General features: G+C 63.7%; 19 protein-coding genes. 7 read left to right on the top strand and 12 right to left on the bottom strand.

Features of this window, described 5'->3' with window-relative positions; all coding sequences use genetic code 11:
* Window positions 1-8: 8 nt before the first annotated feature.
* From NY08_RS17345 to NY08_RS17330, 4 genes are read right to left on the bottom strand one after another with little or no spacing between them, the layout of a single operon-like run.
* A complete protein-coding gene (locus NY08_RS17345) occupies window positions 9-1,370 on the bottom strand; it encodes a glutamate decarboxylase (protein ID WP_045197745.1) in 1,362 nt (453 codons plus the stop codon).
* Window positions 1,371-1,403: 33 nt separating this feature from the next.
* The gene (locus NY08_RS17340; protein ID WP_045197744.1) at window positions 1,404-2,405 is read right to left on the bottom strand and encodes a bile acid:sodium symporter family protein; all 1,002 of its coding nucleotides are present in this window, start codon (window positions 2,403-2,405) and stop codon (window positions 1,404-1,406) included.
* Between the two features lie 9 nt (window positions 2,406-2,414).
* Window positions 2,415-3,395 (bottom strand): DUF1648 domain-containing protein, encoded by a 981-nt coding sequence (locus NY08_RS17335; protein WP_045197742.1) that lies wholly within the window; start codon window positions 3,393-3,395, stop codon window positions 2,415-2,417.
* A 9-nt stretch (window positions 3,396-3,404) separates the two neighbouring features.
* Window positions 3,405-3,809 (bottom strand): SdpI family protein, encoded by a 405-nt coding sequence (locus NY08_RS17330; protein WP_032397343.1) that lies wholly within the window; start codon window positions 3,807-3,809, stop codon window positions 3,405-3,407.
* Between the two features lie 68 nt (window positions 3,810-3,877).
* Between NY08_RS17330 and leuS the strand changes: the two genes are divergently transcribed.
* Both leuS and NY08_RS17320 read left to right on the top strand, forming a co-directional pair.
* Window positions 3,878-6,700 carry a leucine--tRNA ligase gene (leuS, locus tag NY08_RS17325; protein WP_045197740.1) on the top strand — a complete coding sequence of 941 codons (2,823 nt, stop codon included), beginning with the start codon at window positions 3,878-3,880 and terminating at the stop codon, window positions 6,698-6,700.
* Between the two features lie 122 nt (window positions 6,701-6,822).
* Window positions 6,823-8,061 carry a lipase family protein gene (locus NY08_RS17320; RefSeq protein ID WP_442970760.1) on the top strand — a complete coding sequence of 413 codons (1,239 nt, stop codon included), beginning with the start codon at window positions 6,823-6,825 and terminating at the stop codon, window positions 8,059-8,061.
* A gap of 28 nt (window positions 8,062-8,089) precedes the next feature.
* On the opposite strand, the gene NY08_RS17315 is transcribed toward NY08_RS17320, so the two are convergent.
* The 4 genes from NY08_RS17315 to NY08_RS17300 form a co-directional block, all read right to left on the bottom strand.
* A complete protein-coding gene (locus tag NY08_RS17315; protein WP_045200650.1) occupies window positions 8,090-8,515 on the bottom strand; it encodes a pyridoxamine 5'-phosphate oxidase family protein in 426 nt (141 codons plus the stop codon).
* Window positions 8,516-8,580: 65 nt separating this feature from the next.
* Entirely contained in the window at window positions 8,581-10,005 is a 1,425-nt protein-coding gene (locus NY08_RS17310; protein ID WP_045197736.1) for a phenylacetate--CoA ligase family protein, read from the bottom strand.
* A gap of 127 nt (window positions 10,006-10,132) precedes the next feature.
* The gene (locus tag NY08_RS17305) at window positions 10,133-12,007 is read right to left on the bottom strand and encodes an ATP-binding protein (protein WP_144407390.1); all 1,875 of its coding nucleotides are present in this window, start codon (window positions 12,005-12,007) and stop codon (window positions 10,133-10,135) included.
* Window positions 12,008-12,053: 46 nt separating this feature from the next.
* Window positions 12,054-13,241: a TetR family transcriptional regulator gene (locus NY08_RS17300; RefSeq protein WP_045197733.1), complete on the bottom strand. Its 1,188-nt coding sequence runs from the start codon at window positions 13,239-13,241 to the stop codon at window positions 12,054-12,056.
* A 284-nt stretch (window positions 13,242-13,525) separates the two neighbouring features.
* Between NY08_RS17300 and NY08_RS25630 the strand changes: the two genes are divergently transcribed.
* The 3 genes from NY08_RS25630 (at window position 13,526) to NY08_RS17285 (ending at window position 16,099) form a co-directional block, all read left to right on the top strand.
* Entirely contained in the window at window positions 13,526-13,900 is a 375-nt protein-coding gene (locus NY08_RS25630; protein ID WP_082073856.1) for a helix-turn-helix transcriptional regulator, read from the top strand.
* A gap of 187 nt (window positions 13,901-14,087) precedes the next feature.
* Window positions 14,088-14,933: a serine/threonine protein kinase gene (locus tag NY08_RS17290; RefSeq protein WP_045197732.1), complete on the top strand. Its 846-nt coding sequence runs from the start codon at window positions 14,088-14,090 to the stop codon at window positions 14,931-14,933.
* A 791-nt stretch (window positions 14,934-15,724) separates the two neighbouring features.
* The gene (locus NY08_RS17285; protein ID WP_144407389.1) at window positions 15,725-16,099 is read left to right on the top strand and encodes a hypothetical protein; all 375 of its coding nucleotides are present in this window, start codon (window positions 15,725-15,727) and stop codon (window positions 16,097-16,099) included.
* A 1,142-nt stretch (window positions 16,100-17,241) separates the two neighbouring features.
* Here NY08_RS17285 and NY08_RS17280 read toward each other — a convergent pair.
* Entirely contained in the window at window positions 17,242-17,913 is a 672-nt protein-coding gene (locus tag NY08_RS17280) for an SDR family oxidoreductase (RefSeq protein ID WP_045197727.1), read from the bottom strand.
* 13 nt (window positions 17,914-17,926) lie between these two features.
* Entirely contained in the window at window positions 17,927-18,442 is a 516-nt protein-coding gene (locus tag NY08_RS17275; RefSeq protein WP_032396957.1) for a DinB family protein, read from the bottom strand.
* 109 nt (window positions 18,443-18,551) lie between these two features.
* Between NY08_RS17275 and ggh the strand changes: the two genes are divergently transcribed.
* On the top strand, window positions 18,552-19,889 hold the full coding sequence (gene ggh, locus NY08_RS17270; protein WP_032396956.1) for a glucosylglycerate hydrolase: 1,338 nt from the start codon (window positions 18,552-18,554) through the stop codon (window positions 19,887-19,889).
* A 9-nt stretch (window positions 19,890-19,898) separates the two neighbouring features.
* Here the strand turns inward: ggh and NY08_RS17265 are convergent, their stop codons facing one another.
* Window positions 19,899-20,585, bottom strand: coding sequence for a thioesterase domain-containing protein (locus NY08_RS17265; protein ID WP_032396955.1), 687 nt, complete (start codon window positions 20,583-20,585; stop codon window positions 19,899-19,901).
* A 195-nt stretch (window positions 20,586-20,780) separates the two neighbouring features.
* Between NY08_RS17265 and NY08_RS17260 the strand changes: the two genes are divergently transcribed.
* Entirely contained in the window at window positions 20,781-21,491 is a 711-nt protein-coding gene (locus NY08_RS17260; protein ID WP_045197725.1) for a glycoside hydrolase family 25 protein, read from the top strand.
* 104 nt (window positions 21,492-21,595) lie between these two features.
* Here NY08_RS17260 and NY08_RS17255 read toward each other — a convergent pair whose 3' ends face one another.
* Complete coding sequence (locus NY08_RS17255; RefSeq protein WP_032396953.1) at window positions 21,596-23,653, bottom strand: PhoX family protein; 2,058 nt, start codon at window positions 23,651-23,653, stop codon at window positions 21,596-21,598.
* Between the last annotated feature and the right edge of the window lie 59 nt (window positions 23,654-23,712).

Genomic DNA, 23,712 nt, shown 5'->3' with positions numbered 1-23,712 from the left:
GCAGGCACTCAGTGGGAGAAGGCCCTCGCGTTCGAGTGCCCGCCTGATTTCAGTCCGTCGATCACTTCGTCGATGGCGCTGCACAGCATTCTGCCCAGATCCGCGCTGAAACCCTCTCGGACAACGACTCTGAGAACTGCGACGTCGGTGGCGTCGTCGGGCATCGTGTATGCCGGCACCTGCCATCCACGGGCGCGCAGTTCGTGGGAGACGTCGAAGACCGTGAAGTCGCAGTGATCCTTCAGCATGAACGACAGCACCGGGATCGCGGATCCGTCGGTGACGACCTCGACGTCGGGATGTTCGTCGAGATGCCTGCTCACACGAACGGCTGTGTCGCGCAGTGCTTTCATGATGTCGGTGTATCCGGATCTGCCGAGTCGCAGGAAGTTGTAGTACTGCCCGATCACCTGATTACCCGGCCTGGAGAAATTCAGGGTGAAGGTGGGCATGTCTCCGCCGAGATAGTTGACCCGGAACACGAGGTCCTCGGGGAGATCTTCCTTGGTGCGCCAGACTGCGAATCCGATTCCCGGATAGGTCAATCCGTACTTGTGGCCGCTGGCATTGATCGACTTGACCCGCGGCAACCGGAAGTCCCATTCGAGATCCGGGTCGAGAAACGGAACGACGAAGCCGCCGCTGGCCGCATCGACATGGACCGGGACGTCCGGGCCACCGCTCGACGCGATCCTGTCCAGTTCCGCGCAGATCTCCTGCACCGGTTCGAGTTCGCCGGTGAACGTGGTACCGAGAATCGCGACGACGCCGATGGTGTTCTCGTCCACTGCATCCCGAACCTGCTCGGGGGTGATGACGTAGCGTCCACGTTCGACGGGCAGGTACTTGGGCTCGACGTCGAAGTAGCGGCAGAACTTCTCCCACACCACCTGAACGTTGCTGCCCAACACCAGATTCGGCGCGGCCGTTCCGGTGCCCTTGGCTCGCCAGCGCCACTTGAGTGCCAACCCGGCCAGCATGACGGCCTCACTCGACCCGATGGTCGACACGCCGGTGGCCGACGACGGGTCCTTTCGGTCGAGTCCGGGCGCGTGGAACAGATCGGCGACGATGTTGACGCAGCGCTCCTCGATGGCCGCGGTGGACGGGTATTCGTCCTTGTCGATCATGTTCTTGTCGAACGTCTCCGCCATGAGCTTCTCGGCCTGCGGATCCATCCACGTGGTGACGAACGTCGCCAGATTCAGGCGCGAGCTGCCGTCGAGCATCAGTTCGTCGTGGATGTAGCGGTATGCGGCTTCCGGGTCGAGTTGGTCCTCGGGAAGTCGCAGTGCGGGTACGGGATTGGTGGCGAGGCGGCCGGTGTAGGCGGCAGAGACGACGCCGTCGGTGTGCAGTTTCCTGGTCATCGTCTTCTCCCGAGTTCTCGACTGGTTTTCAATCTAGTCCGCGACGCGGGCCACGGGGCCCAGTTCCGATTCCGGCCGTCGCGCGAAATGCTGCGCGATCACGGTGCACACCATCAGCTGAATCTGGTGGAAGATCAACAGCGGCAGCACGATCAGTCCGACGGGTTGGCCGACGAACAGCACCGCCGCCATCGGTAGACCGCTGGCCAGACTCTTCTTGGATCCGCAGAACAGCAGCACCAATCGATCCTCGAACGTGAAGCCCAACAACTTGCCTCCGTACCAGGTGATCGTGAGCACCAGGGCGAGCAACGCGGCGCACACGGCGACGACGACGCCGATGCGCCACACCGCTACCGACGACCACACGTTCTGGTTCATCGATTCGCTGAAGGCCGCGAGGACCACCAGCAGGATCGAACCGCGGTCGACGAGTTTCGTCGGCGCGCTGTGTCGGGTGAGCCATCCGGTCACCCAGGGCCGGATCAGCTGACCGACGGCGAACGGAAGCAGCAGTTGAAGAGCGATATCGAGTACCGAGCCGGGGTCGATGGTCACCGAACCCGTGGTGGTCATCACGGCGATCACCAGCAGTGGGGTGACGAACACGCCGATGATGTTGGAGAACGATGCACTCACGACAGCTCCGGCGACGTTGCCGCGGGCGATGGAGGTGAAGGCGATCGAGGACTGGACGGTCGAGGGGACCAGGCACAGAAACAGAATTCCGGTGTAGAGGTCGTCACTGATCACGCCGGGAACGAGAATCCGCAGCGCAAGCCCGAGCGCGGGGAACAGCAGGTACGTGCACGCCAGGATCACCGAGTGCAGCCGCCAGTGTTTGACACCGTCCCAGGCGTCGCGCGGCGAGAGCCGCGCTCCGTAGATGAGGAACAGCAGTGCGATGGCGATGCGCGTGATCCAGCCGAGGACGTCCTCCGCCGTGCCGGTGGCAGGGAAGAGGCTTGCCAGCGCGGCGACCGCGAAGATGCCCAGCAGGAAGGGATCCAGCACGGTATCCCGCAACAACTTCACTCGGCTAACTTAATCCATCGTGGTGCTGCGGGTCCGATCGGTGAGGGTGTTGAGGGTTCCCGCGATGATCGCCGCGTCGGCCGACCCGATGGTGAGCCGGTCCCCGTTCGCGAACGTGACGAAGGCCGCGGGCCCGGCTTCGGTGGCGACGGCGTAGTTGCCGCGTCCCTTGGCCCGTAGACCCCAACCACCGAACTCCTTCGACGGGTCCACCGTTCGAACGGACGAGCCGGTGATCTCGTCGATGTCGTAGTCGAACGCGGCCATTCCCAGACTCGATACGTACAGGCCGTCGCTGTCGACGTGCACGGTGAAGCGCAGCAGGGACAGGATCAGAATCGTCAGCGGTGCGAACAGGAAGATCGGCCACAGCGAGCTGGACAGGTAGCACGTCAGAGCAGCGCCTGCCAGAGATACCGCCGCGACGGTCGCGCCGGCGATTCGACTGGCACCGACATGGACGACCAGGGGCAATTTGGGATTGCACCGCGGCAGATCGGAGTGCGGCGGCGAGGTGGCGAGAACGCGCTCGCGGTGGTCGCGCAGTCGCGATGCGCCGAACAGTCCGGCCGCGAAGCCGGCGACGGTTCCCACCGCCATGGCCCAACCGGGGATGGTGACGCTCTGCGCGGTGGCCATGTCGAGTTCACGGACGAGGGTCGCGATCTGCAGAACACCGATGGTCCCGACGACGGTCAGCCCGATGATCAGCATCGTGCGACGCATGATCAGCAGCACCCGAGCCAATGATGCGACGGCACTGCACCCGCCGCCCACCAGCACGATCACGATGGCGAGGGTCCAGGCGTTGGAGAGCGGGTCGGCGAAGTCGTCGGGTTCGGTGCCGCTGAAGTGCGTGGCGACCTGCTCCGGCAGACGGTCCTGCCACAGGTACGCGAGGACGAGACCGAGAGCAGCGACGACCAGAGGTCCGAGGACACCGAAAACGACCCCGGCGGGATCGAACGTGCGGGCAGCCCTCGATTTCATCTGCTCGGCTTAGCTCGGCTGGCAGGCGTCCTTGAGGCTGCACGAGATGCACGAGCTTCCGCATCCGTCCGCCTCGGCGGGTGGCGGAACGGCCGCTGCTGCGCGGGCCCCGATGGTCCCGCCGGCTGCGGCGATGAACAACGCGGCCACGAGGGCAACGACGACGCCGACGACAGCGGCGATACCGCTCAGTGCGAGAGCGGCCACGGCACCGATGGCCAGTACCAGGGCCGATGCGGCGGTGGTGGGGCCGGCGACACGGTTGGCGAGGGTGAACGTCTCGTCGTCACGCATGGCCTCGGCGGTGCGGACACCCGCGAAACGGTTGCGTGGCAGCCGGCCCAGCAGTGACGCGACAGCGACAGCGCCGACGACGAGGGCGAGCACGAACAACACAACCGAGACGATGACCACCTGGCCAGGATACGGCGCAGCGAGGTCCTGGTACCAGGCGGGCCGCGTCACACTTTAGGCTGGTAGGTGTGACCGATTCCGTTGAAGCACCCACCGAGTCCGCCCCCGAGTACCGCTACACGGCCGAACTCGCCGGGCACATCGAGGAGCAGTGGCAGGACCTGTGGGAGACGCAGGGCACTTTCGACGCGCCCAATCCGGTCGGAAGCCTCGCCGGAGACGTCCCGAAGGACAAGCTGTTCGTCCAGGACATGTTCCCGTACCCCTCGGGCAGTGGGCTGCATGTCGGTCACCCCCTCGGCTACATCGCCACCGACGTCTTCGCGCGCTATCACCGCATGCAGGGCCGCAACGTGCTGCACGCGCTGGGTTACGACGCATTCGGTCTGCCGGCCGAGCAGTACGCCGTGCAGACGGGCACGCACCCGCGCAGCACCACCGAGGACAACATCACCAACATGCGACGCCAACTGCGTCGGCTGGGTCTCGGGCACGATCGCCGACGGTCCCTGGCGACGACGGACGTCGACTTCTACCACTGGACGCAGTGGATCTTCCTGCAGATCTTCAATGCCTGGTTCGACGTCGATCAGAACAAGGCGCGTCCGATCTCCGAGCTGGAGGCGGCCTTCGCCTCGGGCGAGCGGACCCTCGACGACGGCCGCTCCTGGGAGTCGCTGACCGTCGGTGAACGCCGCGAGGTGATCGACGGCTTCCGTCTGGTGTACGAGTCCAACTCGATGGTCAACTGGTGCCCCGGTCTGGGTACGGTGCTCGCCAACGAGGAGGTCACCGCCGACGGACGCAGCGATCGTGGAAACTTCCCGGTCTTCCGAAAGAACCTGCGGCAGTGGATGATGCGGATCACCGCGTACTCGGACCGCTTGGTCGACGATCTCGAGTACCTGGATTGGCCCGAGAAGGTCAAGACCATGCAGCGCAACTGGATCGGGCGCTCCCGCGGTGCGCAGGTCTCCTTCTCGAACATCGAGGTGTTCACCACTCGACCGGACACGCTGTTCGGTGCCACTTACGTGGTGCTCGCCCCCGAGCACGAACTGGTCGACGAGTTGGTTGCTCCCGAGTGGCCGTCGGACGTCTCCGACAAGTGGACCGGCGGAGCCGCAACCCCCGCGGAAGCCGTTGCCGCATATCGCGGTTCGATCGCGGCCAAGTCCGATCTGGAGCGGCAGGAGAACAAGGAGAAGACCGGCGTCTTCATCGGTGCCTACGTGAAGAACCCGGTCAACGGTGAGCAGGTGCCGGTGTTCATCGCCGACTACGTGCTGACCGGCTACGGCACCGGCGCGATCATGGCCGTCCCCGGACACGACGCACGCGACTGGGAGTTCGCCACCGCGTTCGATCTGCCTGTGCGCGAGGTCATCTCGGGCGGAGACGTCACCGAGGCCGCATACGTCGGCGACGGTGAGCTGGTGAACTCCGACTTCCTCGACGGCCTGCCGGTGGACGAGGCCAAGGCCGCCGTCATAACGCGACTGGAAGCCGACGGCACCGGCCGCGGCACCATTCAGTACAAGCTGCGCGACTGGTTGTTCGCTCGTCAGCGTTACTGGGGCGAGCCCTTCCCGATCGTCTGGGACGCCGAGGGCAACCCGCACGGGCTGCCGGATTCTGCTCTGCCGGTGGAACTTCCGGAGGTCGAGAACTACGCACCCGTCTCGTTCGATCCCGACGACGCGGGCTCCGAGCCGTCTCCGCCGCTGGCCAAGGCCTCCGAGTGGGTCAACGTCGAACTGGATCTGGGCGACGGGCTGCAGACCTACACCCGCGACACCAACGTGATGCCGCAGTGGGCCGGCAGCTCCTGGTACCAGCTGCGCTACATCGACCCCACCAACTCCGAAGCCTTCGCCGACCCGGAGAACGAGAAGTACTGGGTCGGACCGCGTCCGGAGATCCACGGACCCCACGATCCCGGCGGAGTCGATCTCTACGTCGGTGGCGTCGAGCATGCGGTGCTGCACCTGCTGTACTCGCGCTTCTGGCACAAGGTGTTGTTCGATCTGGGCCACGTCAGCTCGAGCGAGCCGTACCGTCGCCTCTACAACCAGGGCTACATCCAGGCCTACGCTTTCACCGACGCTCGCGGCGTCTACGTGCCCGCGGCCGAGGTGATCGAGCGCGACGGTGGCTACTTCCACCAGGACCAGCCCGTCAACCGTGAGTACGGAAAGATGGGTAAGTCGCTGAAGAACTCGGTCTCCCCCGACGAGATCTTCGCCGAGTACGGTGCCGACACCCTGCGCTTCTACGAGATGTCGATGGGACCGCTGGACACCTCGCGGCCGTGGGCGACCAAGGATGTCGTCGGCGCGCAGCGCTTCCTGCAGCGGGTGTGGCGACTGGTGCTCGACGAGGTGACCGGCGAGGTCCGCGTCACCGACGCCAAGCCGACCGAGGACACGTTGCGGGTACTCAACCGCGTTATCGACGGTGTGCACGCGGATTACGCTGCGCTGCGCGACAATACGGCCGGCGCCAAGCTGATCGAGCTGACCAACCACATCACCAAGGCGTACCCCGACGGTGCCCCGCGTGGGGTGGTGGAGCCGCTGATCCTGATGCTCGCTCCGTTGGCTCCGCACCTGTCCGAGGAACTGTGGAGCAAGCTCGGTCACGAGAAGTCTTTGGCGCACGGGCCTTTCCCGCGCGTGGAGAAGAAGTGGCTCGTCGCCGACACCGTCGACTACCCCATCCAGGTCAACGGCAAGGTCCGCAGCCGCATCACCGTCCCCGCCGATGCGACGAAGGACGACGTCGAGAAGACTGCGCTGGCCGACGAGAAAATCGTGGCCCTGCTCGACGGCAAGGCCCCGACCAAGGTCATCGTGATCCCGGGTCGAATGGTGAACATCGTCTTGAAGTAACCCAGCCTCCGCCGAACTCGAAGTTATGGACGAAAATCTGGCGATTTCCGTCCATGACTCCGAGTTCGCGGGGGTTTAATTGTTCCATGTCACTGGCTGGTAGAAGCTTTGCAATCAGGCTGATGGAATCGGTCGTTCTACTCCTCGGTTCCGCGTCATTCGTCAGTGTCCCTGTGGCACAAGCAGATCCGGGGCCGGGGTCACCGATTCCCGCCGACGATCCGTTCTACGAGTGGGACGGCGGCCTGGACGTTTCCCCGGGAACGGTGCTTCGGTCCAGGCCCATGACGTTCCGTACCCCCAGCCAGCCGACGCCTATCACGGGTAGCCAGGTTCTGTACCGAACCACCGACCAGCAGGGTGACGGCGTCGTCACGGTCGCAACTGTGCTGCGGCCCTTGGTTCCCGGGCCGACGCGGATCGTCTCGTACCACATGGCCTACGACGCGCTCGGCTCTCAGTGCAATCCCTCGTACACGCTCAGCGGCGGGTCGACGAGTCCCATTGCCGGCGCGGAACAGGCGGTCATTGCCGGCTACCTCGCAGCCGGCTACACCGTCGTCGTACCGGATTACGAGGGTGAGGAGCTCGAGTGGACGATCGGGCGGCAGTCGGGCTACGCAGCGCTGGACGGCGTTCGTGCGGCCCAGTCCTTCCTGGGGCTTCCGTCGAGCACGCCCGTCGGAATGGTCGGGTACTCCGGTGGATCAGTGCCGACGCAGTGGGGTGCCGAAATAGCTCCCGAGTACGCCCCCGAGCTGAACCTCGTCGGTGCGGCGGCCGGCGGGCTGCCGGTCGACCTGGCTCACAACCTGCCGTACGTCAGCGGAAACAAGCAGTGGGCGGGTGTCATCCCGGCACTGGTCGTCGCCTACGAACGTGCATACGGCCTCGACCTGAACAGTTTCATCTCCGACTACGGCCTCGAGGTCATCGATCAGGTCGATCAGGAGTGCATCGCGCAGTTCGCCGACGACTATCCGACGCTCACCGACGCGTCGATGGTCAAGGCCCCGTACACCTCACTGCTGGACGTACCCGAGGTCGTCGCGGCGATCGACGACAACATCATGGGCAGTCAGGGCACTCCGCGAACGCCGATGTTCCTCGCTGTCGGGCACGCCGATCCGATCGGCGACACGATCATGATCACCGGCGACGTGCAGGGGCTGGCGTACGCATACTGCGGGCGGGGCGTCGATGTGCAGTACGCACAGTACGACGGCCTGACGCACAGCGATGCGTTCCCGGTGTTCGAGGCGCAGAGCCTGCAGTTCCTGACCGAGCGGTTCGCCGGTGGGCCGACGCACAGCAACTGTGCGACCGTCCCGCCCGGCAACGCCCTGACACCGACCACCTGAATCGGGAAGGCGCTACCGGCGCGCTACCTCAGATCGCGCCCAGATCGGCCGACAGCCAATGCTCCGGCTGCAGGTAGAACACCACGTTCTCTTCGTGCTCGCTGTCGGCCATTTCGAGATAGCCGTCGACCTTCTCCGGCGGTAGGTAGCGCGCAGCCATGGCGCGTAGTAGCTCCGGCGTACTCGGCTCTTCCCGCGCAACCGGTCCCTCGACGGACACGTATTTGATGGTCGGATTCGTCTGCTCGATCATGAGCGTGAAACGCTGTGCAGCCCTGATCGATTCGGCTTTCCTGGACGTCTTGCCGGTGAGAACCCAGGCCTGGCCACCAGGTGTGTAGTCGTACCAGATGGGGACGGTCAACGGACCGCGATCCGGGCCCGCGGAGACGGACAGCGCGGCGACGTGAGACTCGGCCAGAAATTCTTCGCGTTCTGCCTTCGACAGTGCCATGACACAACCGTAGGACTTTCGCAGACCGAGTTCCAGACCTGGACGCACCCTCGGGCCAACAGTGCTTACTCGACGGACTTCTGCTTTCCGCCTGTGACGAAACCGTCCGATCGGAACGGCCTCAGGTGAACGACGGGTTCTGCCTCTCGGCCTTTCTGATCGTGAACGATGCGATACTCGGCGCTCAATTGCCGAAGACTGGCGATGGAGAGCTGTTGAACCTGTTCCGCGGTCTCCGGGTCGGGCTGCTGTTGGGGGCGAAGCTCGACATCGAGGGTCAGTGTCTGACGCTGTTCGCTGTCGGTCTCGCAGCGTGCGATGAAACGCCCGGTCAACCGCGTCGCCAGAGAGATGTGTTCGACGGCAGGCCGGAAGTAGTCGGGGTAGATGTTGACGGCACTGTAGATCGCGGCGACGTCCGTACGTCCGAATACCAAGAGGTAGTGGGCATTCGGATCGATACCTTCCGCCAGAGCGGGATGGCCGGCGTCGGCCAGTCGCTCGCGGACGGCGCTGCCGACGAGGGTTTCACCCCTGTCGTTCACCCGGTAGCGCACGAGCGGTAGTACGCCGCCGACGGTGAAGAGCAGGTAGCCCTCGGAGTCGACTTCGATGTAGGTGAATTCGGGCTGGTACTGCACGAAGGCGGGTTGCTGCACGACATCTCCTTCGGCGTACTCGGTGCCGAATATCGCGCGATTCAAGGCCGAATCCTCAGATGCCGCCGACCGTATGGCGATCGTGGCGGCCGTTTCGTATCCGACGAATCCGACGTCGGTTGCCCCGTACACCACTCGTACACGGTCTCCGTCTTTGTCGCCCAGCATGTCGTGGACGAGGGAGCGCCACGCTTCACTGACGGGTTCGCCGCCGACGATTATCACGACGTCGTGTCGACGAAGCAGGTCGCCGTGGGTGTCGAGGAGATCCCGCGCGATCGGCGGGTACGCGAAGATCACTACCTGTTGGTACCCGGCTGCGGCCTCGGACACCACGTTCGCGATGACGTCAGGGTCCATGCCCGGAGTCGCTATCGACAGTCGATGGCCACGTTTGCGGAGCTCGAGCAGCATTGCGTACATGAATGCACCCCCGATGTACGGTCCGAGTGGAAACGTCACGAGTGCCAGGGTCGCTCTGTGCTCGGTGTCGGCGCATTCCCGCAGTACGTGCCCGAACATCGCCGCACCGTGGTCGGTACTCCGCTGCCCGCGCGACCAGAAGGTAGGTGCTCCGGACGAGCCGGCACTACTGGCGATGGTTTCGACGTCTTCGGGCTGCCCGGATTGCAGATCGACGAGGGTGTTCGGTCGGCGGTAGTTGTCCTTCGATGTGGTCGGAAGCTGCGTCAGGTCGGTCATCGTTGCGATCGAGTCGACCTCGATCCCGTTCTCGTGGAGCAGACGTCGATACGCAGGTACCGAGAGAGCGATGGATTGGGCAAGTCGGAGCGCGGCATGTGCGGGCTCGTGCAGATCTGCTGAGTTCAAGGCGTGACCTTCCGATCATGTCCACCGCCGGCCGGGCGGTGAACGGGAATCACATGGGGGACTGTGTGATCCGATCGCGCGGCGTGCTTGTTCGACTTCTCGCGAAACTCGGAACTGGCGACGAACATCATTGACGTGCGGATCCGCCGTGCCAATCCCTGGAATGGCGGGCATCGTCCGCCTCCTGAGCCGCGGCCGCATAGGAGTCGTGCAACCGCGTGAGGTCGAAGCGCTCGCCGATGGTGTCTCCGTGAGCATCAATGTCGGCGCAGAGCTTTCTTCCAGGTGCGCTCCAACTGGAACCGGCTTTCAGTCGATAGAACGCAGATCGGGAAATGCTGAACAAGGTGCGGCCGAGCTGATCGTCGTCTTTGCTGCCGGCGGCGCGTCGAATCGAACGGTAGGCCTCATCCGTGGCGCGTTCCAGGTCGCCCCGCCGTGCCTCCAGGCGTTGCAGAGCGCGAACGAGGCGCTCTTGGTACGCGGTGAGTTCGTCGGGCACCCGCGAATCGGGCGGATGGATCGAGCCGTCGTGAGGCGACAGAATTTCGTGAAATGTTCCCGTTCCTGTTCCCCTGGGAATGATGTCGAGACGGTTGCCGAAATCTCTTGCACGCTCGGCAAATTGACGTGAGTCCAACAAGGGCAGCGTCGTCAGGTATCGGCGCAGCTGGTCATCGGCGACCGCAGAGAACATGTCAGGGGTGAGCTCGAGTAGTGCCGGGTGATGCGCCCACACGGTCATGGCAATCGAGATGGGATACGGAAGCCCGGTGCGGATGAGGGTCTGGCAGCTCGCGCGCACTGCTGGTCTGGCCAGCAGATCTGATCCCAGGATGATCAAGGTTTGTTCGACCACGGCACCGACGAAGAGATCGTCGGGCGTCTGTGCAACCCGAGCGATCAATCTCGGTAGTTCGCCTTCGGCCCCCCTGTTGGCGAGCCCCTTGGCGGCGGCGAACTCGAAGAACGTCTGATGGAGAAATCGGGCACGGTTGTCGGTTGTGACCAGTACGCCGCGCCGGGTCAGTGCCCGTACATGTCTGCGCAGGACCACGTCGTCGTACGCATGGTCAACCGATGCGGCGACCTGCGCCGCGCGACGAACAACGACGTCGACGGGTGGTTCGGGTGTGCCCAAGGCGAGCATGGCGATCGCCAGAAACCCGGCACTGGCGGAGAGGTCATCAGAGTCGTCAGCCGGTAGCTCCGGTCCGGAGCGGTGATCGCTGACGATGCGGCGTGACCAGAACAGGTTGTAGAGGCCGGTGACGTCGAGTTCCAGCTGAGGGAAGTGTGGTGCCGACAACGAGAACAGCAGTCTGAGCAGTAAGGGGCTGGTACATACGTCGTCGACGAGAGCACCGCGAGCCAGGGCGGTCTGGATAGCCGACACCGGATTCGAAGGCTTTACCGAGTCGTCGGCAATGAATTCGACGGTCAATGCTTCGATTGCCGTCGGAAGTTCGGAGTTCGAGGAAAACGGCCCCAGTGTGATCCTGTGTCCCAGGTTCGCGGGAAGGATTTGACCTTCGAGCGGCCTGGTCGTCAGAACGACGGGGACTGCCATCCGGGCGACCACTGTGACCAGGTCGAGGATGTCGTGGCGAGCAGAGCGGTTGTGCAGCATGAGGTCCGCGGTGTCGAGCAGCAGTATCGCGCCCGGTCGACCGGTGATGGCCGAGATGATCTCGGCGGTCGAGGTTGTCCGAATGCCGTCGTCTCCAGGATGTAACCAGGTGGCAGAGACCAGCAGCGGATCAAACCCCTGCTCCTGTAGTGCTCGGTGGAGCGACCACAGCAGTGTCGATTTTCCGTGCCCGGCTTCACCGACGACAATCTGTGGCTCGGATCCCTGGACCGTGCGTCGTAGCAGCGCTGCCTCGATATCGCGACTCACATACCAAGTGCCGTCGTCTCCGGATCCGACCTCGATGTCGTCGAGCAGGTGCTCCGACAGCCGTGCCAATCGATCCCATTGCATGAGACCCTTTTCGGTCACACTCACCTCGCCACGCCGCAGGCATGGACGCGGTGGTGCGGCACCCCTAGGGAGTCCTTGATGCGATGCCGGGCATGAGGAGTCGGAGAACGCCGTCGACAACCTCGATCGCCGTCTCGGTCGGCCGCGTCAGACAACGAAACAAGACGTTGTTGGTCAACATGATTGCTGCGTCGATGGTCGGTGCTTCGTCGCTGAACACGCCCGCTTCGCGTCCCCGTTCGAGGATCGGCACGACAGCAGATGGAAGGTAGAGGTTTTCCAAGACTGTGGTGACCGTGTTGGGCTGCTGGAACTGCTCGAAGCTCAAGGCAAGCAGCATCCCGGAGCTCATGGCTCGGTTGTCGATCACAAATTCACCTAGCTCGATCATCGTGCGGCGCAAAGCAATAGCGGGTTCGATGCCGAGGCGTTCGTCGGCTCGACGCAATCGCAGGACGCGATCGAATTTGGGTTTCAGCGCGGCGACGATGATGTCGACTTTGCTCGGGAAAAGCCGTCGGAGGTCGTCGAGTCGGAGGCGTGCGGCTGCCGCGATATCAGCGAGCGTGACGCGGAAATATCCGTTGTCGACGAACAGAGCTTCCGTTGCGTCGATCACTTCGGCCTCGAGATCCGGCCGTAGAGCGTCGGAGTCAACGGAAGGATATGCCGGTTCTGGGTCGGGTACTTGTCGATCGGAATGCAGTGGATCGATCGCCCATCGCAGTATCGACGTCGTCGTTGCGGCGATGTCGTCTCCGGAGAAGGAACCCGGACTCAGCATCTCTCGTAATGCGAGTCCGTCCAGCAGAGCTCCCAAAACAATAGAGAGGGAGGTCAGCGACATCGGTTGGCGGACGGAGCCGCCCTGAGCCTGGATTGCCTGGCCCACTTTGGTCCGCAGGTCGGCATCCAATCGCTCGAATTCGGGGGTGACGGCTTTACGGGCCCCGTCGTGGTCGGCAGCGAGCAAGGTCGCGATCAAGCGTCGACGCATCAGGCCGGAAGTCAGGTCGTCGAACAGGGCGGACATGGGGGCGGCCGCATCGAGCAGCCCGGCCGGCGGGTCGGTGGCTGCAGTTCCGCTGTAGTTCACAGTGAGGTTGTCGAGCAGATCTGCCACGAACGCTTCCTTGCCGCCCGTACCTCCGCCACGGGAGTTGCCGGGGTAGGTGTTGTGGAACGTTTGATGCGACAGCCCGGCACCGTCGACGACCGCTGAGATGGATAGCGACCGGGCTAGGTCGGTCATGTCCGCTTCGTTGAGGAGTCGGTATCCGGCAGACAGAAATTGTTCGCGCGGGACAGGCCTAGGGTTCAACGTCAACCGCCTTCACTGGACTGCACAGTACCTGAATGGATCACGAACTATAGCAATTCAGCAATCGAGCTCGCATGGTGTAGTGCGAACTATATATAGGTGTAGACCGGGCAACTTAATAGACATTGGTCTCGAAATAGTTTGTGTTGCAAGGGGTTCAAGCGCCGTGATCCGATACACATCGGCCCCAAGGCCGGTATCTCGAGGAGGATCAGATGGTATTGATCGATCATCGACCCAAAGCCCAGACGCGCGTCGCGGTGCCCAGGACAGTACGCAACCCCCTCGGTCCGAGGCCGCCCGTCGCCCGCTCCACTCATGCGACGGCGCAGGTTCAGAGCCCACGACCAGCGCAGACATACGCTTCAGCCGGACTGACCGAGCGTGAGGTCGCAGTCCTGAAGGTGTGGTTGAACTGCGACTCCAAAGTCGAAGTCGGAGCTCGCCTCCACATCGCGCTGGGAACCGTCAACACCCACCTGACACGAATTCGAGACAAATACTCCCGCGTGGGAAGAGCTGCGCCGACGAAGGCGGCACTCGTCGCCCGGGCTCTGCAAGACGGCATCGTGAAGCTCGACGATCTCTAAGCGACGAAGTTCAGCAGGGTGGTTGCACGCAACTTCGAGGCCAGTTCAGAGGCAGACGATGCGCTTACTGCAGTTTCCGCACCGCCAAGAGATCTGACGATGAATCCGAACCGCTTGTGTTTCTTGATCCACAGACACGCATGTGCTGGATGGCCGTTTCCAGTAGCTTCGCGATTAGGTTGGTGCGATGACTGTCGCCGATGACAAAATCGTAGAGGAAGCTGTCGCTGCTTTAGGTCTCGTAGACAGAGGACCGATCGGCGCAATCGGGGGGCAAAAGGCCGTACGGTTAGTTGCTAAGAGCGGACAGACTTTCGTGCTAAAAGTAGTGGCATTGAAGTTCACAACGGACGAAACGCTGAAGCGCGCAGAACGCGAAGTCGAACTCTTGGCCAACATCGATAACCCCAACGTGGTTAAAGTTGTGTCGAACCTGGTCGAACTTGGATCCCCGGTTCACGCTGCGGCGTGGGTTGAAGAGTATTTGGATGGACACGATCTCGGCGCTCTATTCTCCGGCACGCAGTGGAGCTGGGACGACGTAAAATCTATGGGGACGCAAGTTGCTAACGGCTTGGCCGCCGGTCATGAAAAGTCGGTTATACATCGCGACTTGAGCGCAAACAACGTACGTCGGCTGAGCAACGGCGCGTACAAGGTGCTTGACTTCGGTTTTGCAAGGCACACCCTACGGTCCGGCCTTACAGTTGCCGGCCAGCCTGGAACGCGTGGTTTCCTCACACCCGAACATCTCAACAGTTACAGCGGCGGGCCAACTCAGATGTCCGATGTCTTCCAGGTCGGTATTCTTATGTACACGGCCTTGGCCGGCGACTCACCATACCCTTGGACGGGCGATGACTACGAATATTTCTCTCGATTGCAAACCGGCACGATGAAGTCGATTCAAGAGTATCGACCGGAGCTAAGCGCGGCACAGCTTGAGATTGTTCAGCGTGCCCTTCACCCGCAGCCGGCCCGCCGATACCGAAACGCCGCCGCACTTCGTGATGCTCTGAACGCGCTGCCATGACTACGTATATCGAGGACAGCCCCCGCCCATTTCAGACCGCTTGGATAGCCGAAGCGCATAGTGCGGGCACTGCCTCTGGCACCGTCGTAAACCCCTGGGCAACACCCTTCGCGCATCGAGGCGGTTCGGGAAACAAGCCGGGCGTGGCACATCGTATCGGCGAATTCGATGACGCGGGCGTCTCCTACTTTTTCGACGCAACAACACATGCATTGCAGATGCCGGGCGTCGGCGATTTCCGCTACTACACCGATTACAACTTGTGGGGTGGACCGGTCGGTGATTTGACTCAAGCCCCATACCGGCGTGAGCACGCCCGCCGAGTTTTCGACTGCCAAGCAGCACTCGGCGCTCCCTTCTTGGCCCCCGCTCCCTTACTGCCCTCTGGATTGAACAACATAAGCACTCTGGCCCTTGAAACGGCGCGAGTTTCACTCGAATTACAGCCATCAGCTCGTCTGACTGTCGCTGGCGTGGGAACGTTCTGGCGCGACGGAAGAGACCTTGATGCCCATATCGGAGCCCTGGCAGCGTTGGCACCGTCTGGGTGGTTTCTCTCGTTTGTTCAGCCGGGAAATGACCTACCACCGAAGCTGATAGCCGACGAGGTATTCGGGATCTGTCGAACGGTCCGCGCGCTGAGTGAATATGCACCCGTTCATATCTCTCATGGAGATTTTGCGGCATTGCCGGCTGTTGCGGCTGGCGCTTCTACCGTTGGCACCGGCTGGGACAAGCGTCAACGAGTAATGTCGTACACCGACTACGGTGCTAGACCCCCGAGTGGGGGCATGGCGAGTTGGTACGAGCGCCCCACTTTTCTTGGTTTGCTCGGAACTCTCGAAAAGGCCGACGGTGCTCTACTCTCGCGGCAGGACGCGGCGTTGGCCGGTCGACTCGGTGGCGCGCCTGCCGTCCCCGGACCCAAAGCCTCGTTTCTGCATCACGTTCTACAATTGGACACCGCTGTGAAACTCGTTCAGGGACCGGCCAGCCGCTCTTATCGCGAGCGGTACGAGGAACTCGATGCGATGTATTCGATCGCCTCGACGCATTGGGCAGCCGTTCGGGCCGCTACCGGGATCCGCGACAGATCGGGCGAATGGATCTCGGCGTATCAGCGGGGTCTACGCATGTACGCGCAGAGTGAGGGCTGGGTCGTTTAGTCCTGAGCGCGTAGCGGCCGCAAACAATTCCCAAGCTTGGACTCTGCGCCGTGGTTGCGCATGTCCCAAACGTGGACGAACAACCCATCGTCCGGAGACCATGAGACCACCGTGGTCCTTCCTCACTTCGGCCGACAGTGCGGCTTCGATCCGCGTACTCAGCTGTCCCATCACAAGGACGTAGCTATCCGCCCATACCCGATAAGTCCGGACCTGACGGAGCCCAGACCGCCAATCGTCGACCTTGGCCTCAACCGCGTAGAGTCGCCCGCCTGGCTCGACTTGCTCGGGTCGCACATATTGCCCCGTTGCGACCTCAATGAGAGCGCCGTTCTTGACCAAACCTCTCGTGCGCCGTGCGACGGTCTCAACGGGCCAGCCCAATGCATGTGCGATAGCTTGCATTCCGGCTGCGCGTCTGACGTAGGCGGCGGAGACAATCCCCGTGTCGAGTTCATTGACCACTGGGGGAACATCAAGGGCTTGACGCCGCCTGAGGCGATCGACGTCACCTACAAACGCCGTGAAGTCGGGGATGCCGAGCGGACCTGCAAACTCCGGAACAACTACGAGACCGCGGGTGGCACCTGGCAGCCCACGAACCGCCGTCAGTGCGTCTTGATGCAACTCTCGTTCTTGTACCGGCTCGAACCTGCGCCCCATACGAGGGGTGGAGGTAGCTATTTCAAGGGCATGAACCACGGAAGACCTCCATCACGCGACCCTAATAGTTCTGGCCCCTTGGCACGGTACCTGGGGCCAACTTCGCATCTGCCAACACGCCGCGCGTGGCCGCATAGGTCTTGCGGCTTCCTTCGGAGCGGGAGGACTGCACGGCGCTAGCGATCCGCTTCGCCACGGCTGGCGGGATCTCCGGGTCGACTGTCACCGGCCTGACGTTCGTCAGGAATGCCCACAGCAGTGCTCACTGCAGTCGTTCGGCCTGGTAGCAGCAGCGTAGCGCAGGTCGCCGACACGCCTGCAGACAAAACTGTGCTGATGGGGTGTTCTGCGTCAGCCGATACGGAAAATGCAATTTACGTACGCGACGCCCGTACAAGTTCATCCCACCAACGGACTAACAGATCAACGCCAAACCCTGTGTTGTGAGTGGAAACTCGACCCCTACTACGAAGTTCCGCTCACCTGGTGCGCAGCACCAGTTCCGTGGGGTGAGCATCGGCGGGGGTATCGATGGCGTTTCGCACCGCGAGGGCAACGGTGCTGGGCTGCAGGAACTTCGAGCCGTCGTACTCCCCACCCTCGTGTGCGACGATCTCGCGCTGAATCTCGGTGTCGATCCGTCCGGGATGAACCGAGGTCACTCGAAGCGTCGGCTCCTCCTGTCGCAGTGCATCACCGAATGCGCGCAAGGCGAACTTGCTCGCCGCGTAGCCGCCCCAACCCGGGTTCGCGCGAATGCCGGCACCCGAATTGATCAGCACCACATGGCCGTTGGCCTTCCGCAGCGCGGGTAGGAGCAGCCGAGTCAGCTCGACGACGGCGATGACGTTCACCTCGTACTGTCGCCGCCAGTCCTCCGCCGTCGACTCCTCGACGGTGCCCAGCGCTGCGACTCCGGCGTTGTGCACCAACACGTCGAGAGAATCGATGCCCGACGCGGCTGCGGCCACCGCGTCGGGATCGGTCAGTTCCACCGGCCACGGGGTGGCTCCCGGCAGTTCCGACGAGACGGCCTCGAGAGACTCGGCCGATCGTCCGCCGAGCAGGACGTGGTGATCCGGGGCGAGCAATCGGGCGATATGGGCCCCGAGGCCACGGCTTGCCCCGGTCACCAGCGCAGTACGAGTCATGAAGCCAGACTATCTAGAAGCTCATCCCCGCCTCGGATGCCCAGGTCCGGGTGGTGTTCGCTCCGTCGAGTTCCTCGCGAATGATGTCCGCGTGCCCTGCATGCTGCGAGATTTCGCGCAGGATGTGCAGCACCGTGAATCGTGCGCTCTGCCAGATGCGTTCGGGTGCCCAGGGTGCCGTCGGGACCGGGACGGACAGATTCAGATCCAACGTCGCCAAGGCATCGGTGGTGGAGCGCGCCACCTCTTCCCACTCGGTGATGAGCCCTGCGACAGTCTCGTCGTCCGCCATGACGTATTCGCCGCCGGCGGACTCCATGTCGAACTCGGCCGTGTCGTCGAGCTCGGCGATCACCTTCATCCAGTGCCGTTCGTTGCTGATCACGTGATGCAGCAGTCCGCCGAGGGTGAGTTCGCTGGCGGTCGTGCGGGTACGCGCCTGCTCGTCGCTGATGCCGCGCACGGTGATGAGAAAGTTCGCGCGCTGTTCGTCGAGCATTCTGGTGATGTCGGTGTTCTCGGTGGTCATCGTTTCCTCCTGGATGGGCTGGTGAATCCCACACTAGAAACAATCGAGGACATGTTCGGTCCTCGATTTCAAACGAGCGGAATCACGCGCGCGGACGCAAACTGTCTGCATGGGCGATCGAGGTTTCACTTCCACGCAGTTGGCGGCGCGCGCGGCATATCTGCTCAGGGGCAACGACCTGGGCACCATGACCAGCGCGGCCCCGCGACTGTATCCGCACATGTGGAGCTGGGATGCGGCGTTCGTCTCGGTCGGGCTGGCTCCGCTGAGCGTGGAGCGGGCCGTGGTGGAGATGGACACCTTGCTCTCCGCGCAGTGGAAGAACGGGATGATCCCGCACATCGTCTTCGCCAACGGTGTCGACGGCTACTTCCCCGGTCCTGCGCGGTGGGCGACCGGCACGCTCGCGTCGCACGCACCGATGAGCCCGCAGACCTCGGGGATCACCCAACCGCCGGTGCACGCGATCGCGGTGCAGCGCATCCTCGATCATTCCAAGCGCCACGGACGTACGACGCGTGCCGTCGCCGAGGAATTCCTCGACCGCCGCTGGGGTGATCTGGTGCGGTGGCATCGCTGGCTCGCTCAGGCCCGCGATGTCGACGACAACGGACGGATCGCGGTCTTCCACGGCTGGGAGTCGGGGATGGACAATTCGCCCCGCTGGGATTCGGCCTATGCGAATGTGGTTCCCGGAGAGATGGATCCGTACTTCCGAGAGGACAAGGCGGTGATCTCCGACGCCTCCCAGCGGCCGAGCAATCTCGAGTACGACCGCTACATCTGGCTGGTGGAGGAGATGAAGCAGGTCGGGTACGACGACGATGCATTGAAGACGAAGATGAGCTTCGCCGTCGAGGACGTGTTCGTCAGCGCCATCTTCGCGGTGGCATGCGATGTGCTCGCGACCATCGGCGAGGACCATTCACGTCCCCACTCCGATGTTCGGGAGTTGCGGTCGTGGGCGGAGAAGTTCCGCAAGGGAGTCATCGCGACGACGGATGCGCGCTCCGGTGGGGCCCGTGACTTCGATCTGCGGACGGGCCAGTGGATCGGTACCGAGACGATCGCGATGTTCGCCCCGTTGCTGTGCGGCGGACTGCCCCGCGAACAGGAACGAAACTTGATCCGCATCTTCGAGGGCACGCGGTTCTGCGGGCACCCGGATCTGCGCTATGCCGTTCCGCCGTCCACGTCCCCGGTGTCGAAGGATTTCCGTGCCCGTGAGTACTGGCGCGGGCCGGTGTGGCCGGTGATGACGTGGCTGTTCTCGTGGGCGTTCGCGCGTCGTGGGTGGTCGGAGCGGTCACTGTCGTTGCGCGACGAAGGCTTGCGTCAGGCCAGCGACGGCAGCTTCGCCGAGTACTACGAGCCGTTCACCGGAAAGCCGCTCGGCAGCATGCAGCAATCCTGGACGGCCGCGGCCGTGCTGGACTGGCTGGGGTAGCGAGAAGGATCAGCCGAGGTAGCTGTCGACGAGAGGGCCGACGACGTCGAACGAGGTGGCGTCGGGCACGAGGTACTTGGCGACGGTGCCGCAGACGAAGGGGTGCCACGCGGAACCGGAGTCGGTACCGAGGGACGAGACGGCCAGGACGTTGCCGAAGTAGATGCCGGGCAGGTGGCGCTGGACGAGTTCGTCGTTGTGCGACGCGACGGCGAGCAATTCCTCGACGTGGCTGCGATCGATCTCGTCACCCATGGCTCCGAGCAGATCTGCGCCCTCGGCGCGGGCCCGGACAGGGTCGCTGTCCAGCAGCGTCAGTGCGCCGACGGTGACGCCCCGGTTCTGCAGTTCGACGGCGATGGCGTGGGCGAGAACGCCACCGAACGACATGCCGAGGAGGTGGACGGTGCCGTCGGTCTGGATGCGAACGATGTCGTCGGCGTACTGCGCCGCCAGTGCCGCGAGGGATTCGGCGCGCTCACCGGACGCGGGTACCTGGACGCCGTAGATGGGGCGGTCGTCGTCGACGTGAGGTGCCAGGCCTGCGTAGCAATCGACCAGACCCACCAGCGGGTGGATGCAGAACACGGGGTCGAGGTGTCCGGTGGTTCGGATCGGCGCGATGGTCGGCACCGCATAGTCGGACGGGTCGAGATCCGTGAGAGCCAGATGCGATAGATCGTTCACGACAGTCATGGGTGCGCCTCCGAGCCAAGAGATGTAGTTCGTGTTTGCATTGGTTTGTTCGTGCCGACTCTGGGTATGTCGCTGTCGGCGGCGTGAGTGTTACCCACGTCTCATTACCGAGGACTCAACCATGTCTGTGGACCGATCGCATTAGTGACTGTTCACCATTGAGTGCCCAGGTCCCGGCCCCCTAATCTCACCCGGGTGGTCTTCTCTCGCACCTCACGTGCTCTGTTCGGATTGTTCTCGGCCGGTGTCATCGCCTGTGCTGCTCCCGGGATCGCGTCGGCCGTTCCGCAGGGCCCGGACGTCTCGTCGTGGCAACACATCGACGGCACCGCGATCGATTGGCATGCCGTCAAGGCGGCGGGCCACGGATTCGCGATGGTCAAGGCCACCGAGGGTCTGGACTACGTCAACCCGTACTTCGTCGAGGATTCCATCGTCATGCGCACGGCGAACGTGGCGCGCGGGGCGTACCACTACGCCGATGTGACGCTCTCACCCGAGTTGCAGGGCGCGTACTACTCGGCACTGGTGCTGGGCATCAACGGCCCGGGTGATCTGCCGCCGGTGCTCGACCTCGAAGACGCGAAGGGGAGGTCGCCTGCCGAGGTCATCGACTGGACGCACCGGTACCTCGATACCGTCCAGACGCTGACCGGCCGTCAGCCGATCATCTACACGTATCCGAACTTCTGGCGGACGGCGATGGCCGACACCCACGAGTTCGCCGACTATCCGCTGTGGATCGCCGACTACAACGACGAGCTGGGGCCGCTGCCCGGCGGCTGGACGAACTGGCTGTTCTGGCAGTTCACCGACCGCGGCACCATTCCCGGAATCGACGGACGTACCGACATCAATCACTACGCGGGCACACCTGAATCGCTGCGGGCACTCGCTCGGTGGTGACGCCCGTCTACCTGTCGGCTTCGCAACCACACCGGTAGTGCGAAAGAGCCCGCAGTCGATTGTCTCGACTGCGGGCCCCTTCGGTTCACTGTCGATCCGAACTGCTACGCCGACTTCCACACTGCGACGACGGAGGGCCGCGGCTGGGTGTCGCCGCCGTCGGGCCAGTGCGAGATCGGTGCGTCGGCGGTGGCGTCGTCGCTTTCGCCCGGGTGCTGCACGCACACCACCACCCGTTCATCGGAGACGATGGGACCACAGGTCTCGCCGCCCGCGGGAACCGTCAGGAACTGACGAGTCTCACCACGACGCGGGCCGTCGAGCACCACGGCGAACAGGCCGTCGTTGGAGTCGAGAGCGTTGCCGTCGGTGGAGACCCACAGGTTGCCCTTCGAGTCGAAGGCGAGGTTGTCGGGGCACGAGATGGGGCTGACCTGACTCTTGTCGAAGCCGCCGAAGTACGTGTCGGCCTCGTTCGGGTCACCGCACACCAGCAGCAGGTTCCAGGTGAACGACGTGCCCGCGTGGTCGTCGTCGAGCTCGAGCACCTGGCCGTTCTTGTTGGCGTTGCGGGGGTTGGCCTCGTCGGCCGCGGCCTTGCCCTCGGTGCCTCGGTTGGTGTTGTTGGTCAGCGCGACGTAGACCTTGCCGGTCACCGGGTTGGGCTCGAAGTCCTCCGGACGGTCCATCTTGGTTGCGCCCACCTTGTCGCCCGCCTGGCGGGTGAACACCGCGACCTCCTCGGCCGACATGCCGTCGACGAGTGACGTGCCGCGGCCGTCCTCGCCGGTCTCGAGCAGAGGGATCCACGTTCCGGTGCCGCGGAACTCGCCGTTGGCGGGCAGGGTGCCCGAGCCGTCGATCTCGTCGGGAGTGTCGCCGGTGAGGGTCGCGACGTACAGCGTGCCTGCGTCCAGCAGCGTCAGGTTGTTGCGCATCGCGGCCGCGCCGGTGCCGGGCATCATCGTGCGGCTCGAGACGAACTTGTACATGTAGTCGAACCGCTCGTCGTCACCGCTGTAGGCGACGACGGTGCCGTCGTCGGTGACGTGGATGGTGGCGGCCTCGTGCTTGAATCGTCCCAGCGCGGTGTGCTTGATCGGAGCCGACTGCGGATCCCACGGGTTGACCTCGACGATGTAGCCGAATCGGTTGGCCTCGTTGGGCTCCTGAGCGAGATCGAAGCGCTTGTCGAAGGTTTCCCACTTGCGATCGCTGGCGGCGCCCTCGATGCCGTAGCGGGCGAGGCGATCGGCGGCGACGGTCTCGGTGACCGACTCCGCGTTGCCGAAGTACTGGTTGAAGTTCTCCTCACCGGAGAGCACCGTGCCCCACGGCGTCAGACCACCCGAGCAGTTGTTGAACGTGCCGAGCACGCGGGTACCCGTCGGGTCGGCGCTGGTCTTGAGGAAGTCGCTGCCCGCGGCCGGGCCGGTGACGACGAACTCCGTCGTCCCGGTGATGCGACGGTTGTATCGGCCCATCGTCGGCGTCAGCTTGCCCGAATCAGCCTCGCCCTGAACCTGAACCACCGTCAGGCCGTGTGCGGCGAGGGCAATGTCGAACTGCTCGCGCGTCGGCTTCTCCGCGTCGTAGCCCTTGAACATCGCCGGCTCGGTGGTGTACTCGTGATTGACCGCCAGCAGGAACGCGTTCGGTGTGCCCTCCACCGGAAGCAGGCCGGCGAAGTCGTTGTTGAAGCCGAACTGCATCGCCTGCGCAGCAGCGGTCTGGTTGTCGAAGTCGAACGCGGGAGCGCCCTCGACGACTGGATCGCCCCAGCGGATCACGACAGCCTGCTCGTGGCCCTCGGGTATCACGACGGCATCCTCGGTGTTCGGTTCCACCGCAACGAAATCCACGCCGTCGACCGGCGGGGTGTCGGCACCCGACGCGCTGGAGGTTGCGCTTCCGGTGGCGGCGGGCTCGTCGGTCGAGCACGCGGCGAGAGCGCTACCGGCACCGACGGCGAGCACCGCCATGGCACCGCCCTTGATCACTCCGCGCCGCGACATCGCGGTCTTGACGATGTCGCCGAAGTATTCACCCTTCGAGGTGTTGGGAACCTCGTGGAAACACGCATCGCCGCACTTGTACTTGCACGTCAATGCCGATCGCTTGGAGCTTCCGTCGTGAACCGCGAACAAGGGTAGTGGCTTCATGAGTGGGCACGCTGTCACCCAAAAGCGAAAGTAAAGGAACGTTCAGGTGAAGTCGCGGA

The sequence above is a fragment of the Rhodococcus sp. B7740 genome, from assembly GCF_000954115.1.
Lineage (GTDB): Bacteria > Actinomycetota > Actinomycetes > Mycobacteriales > Mycobacteriaceae > Rhodococcoides.
The sequence above is the reverse complement of the archived record's forward strand: the minus strand, read 5'-3'. Positions and strand labels throughout refer to the sequence as shown.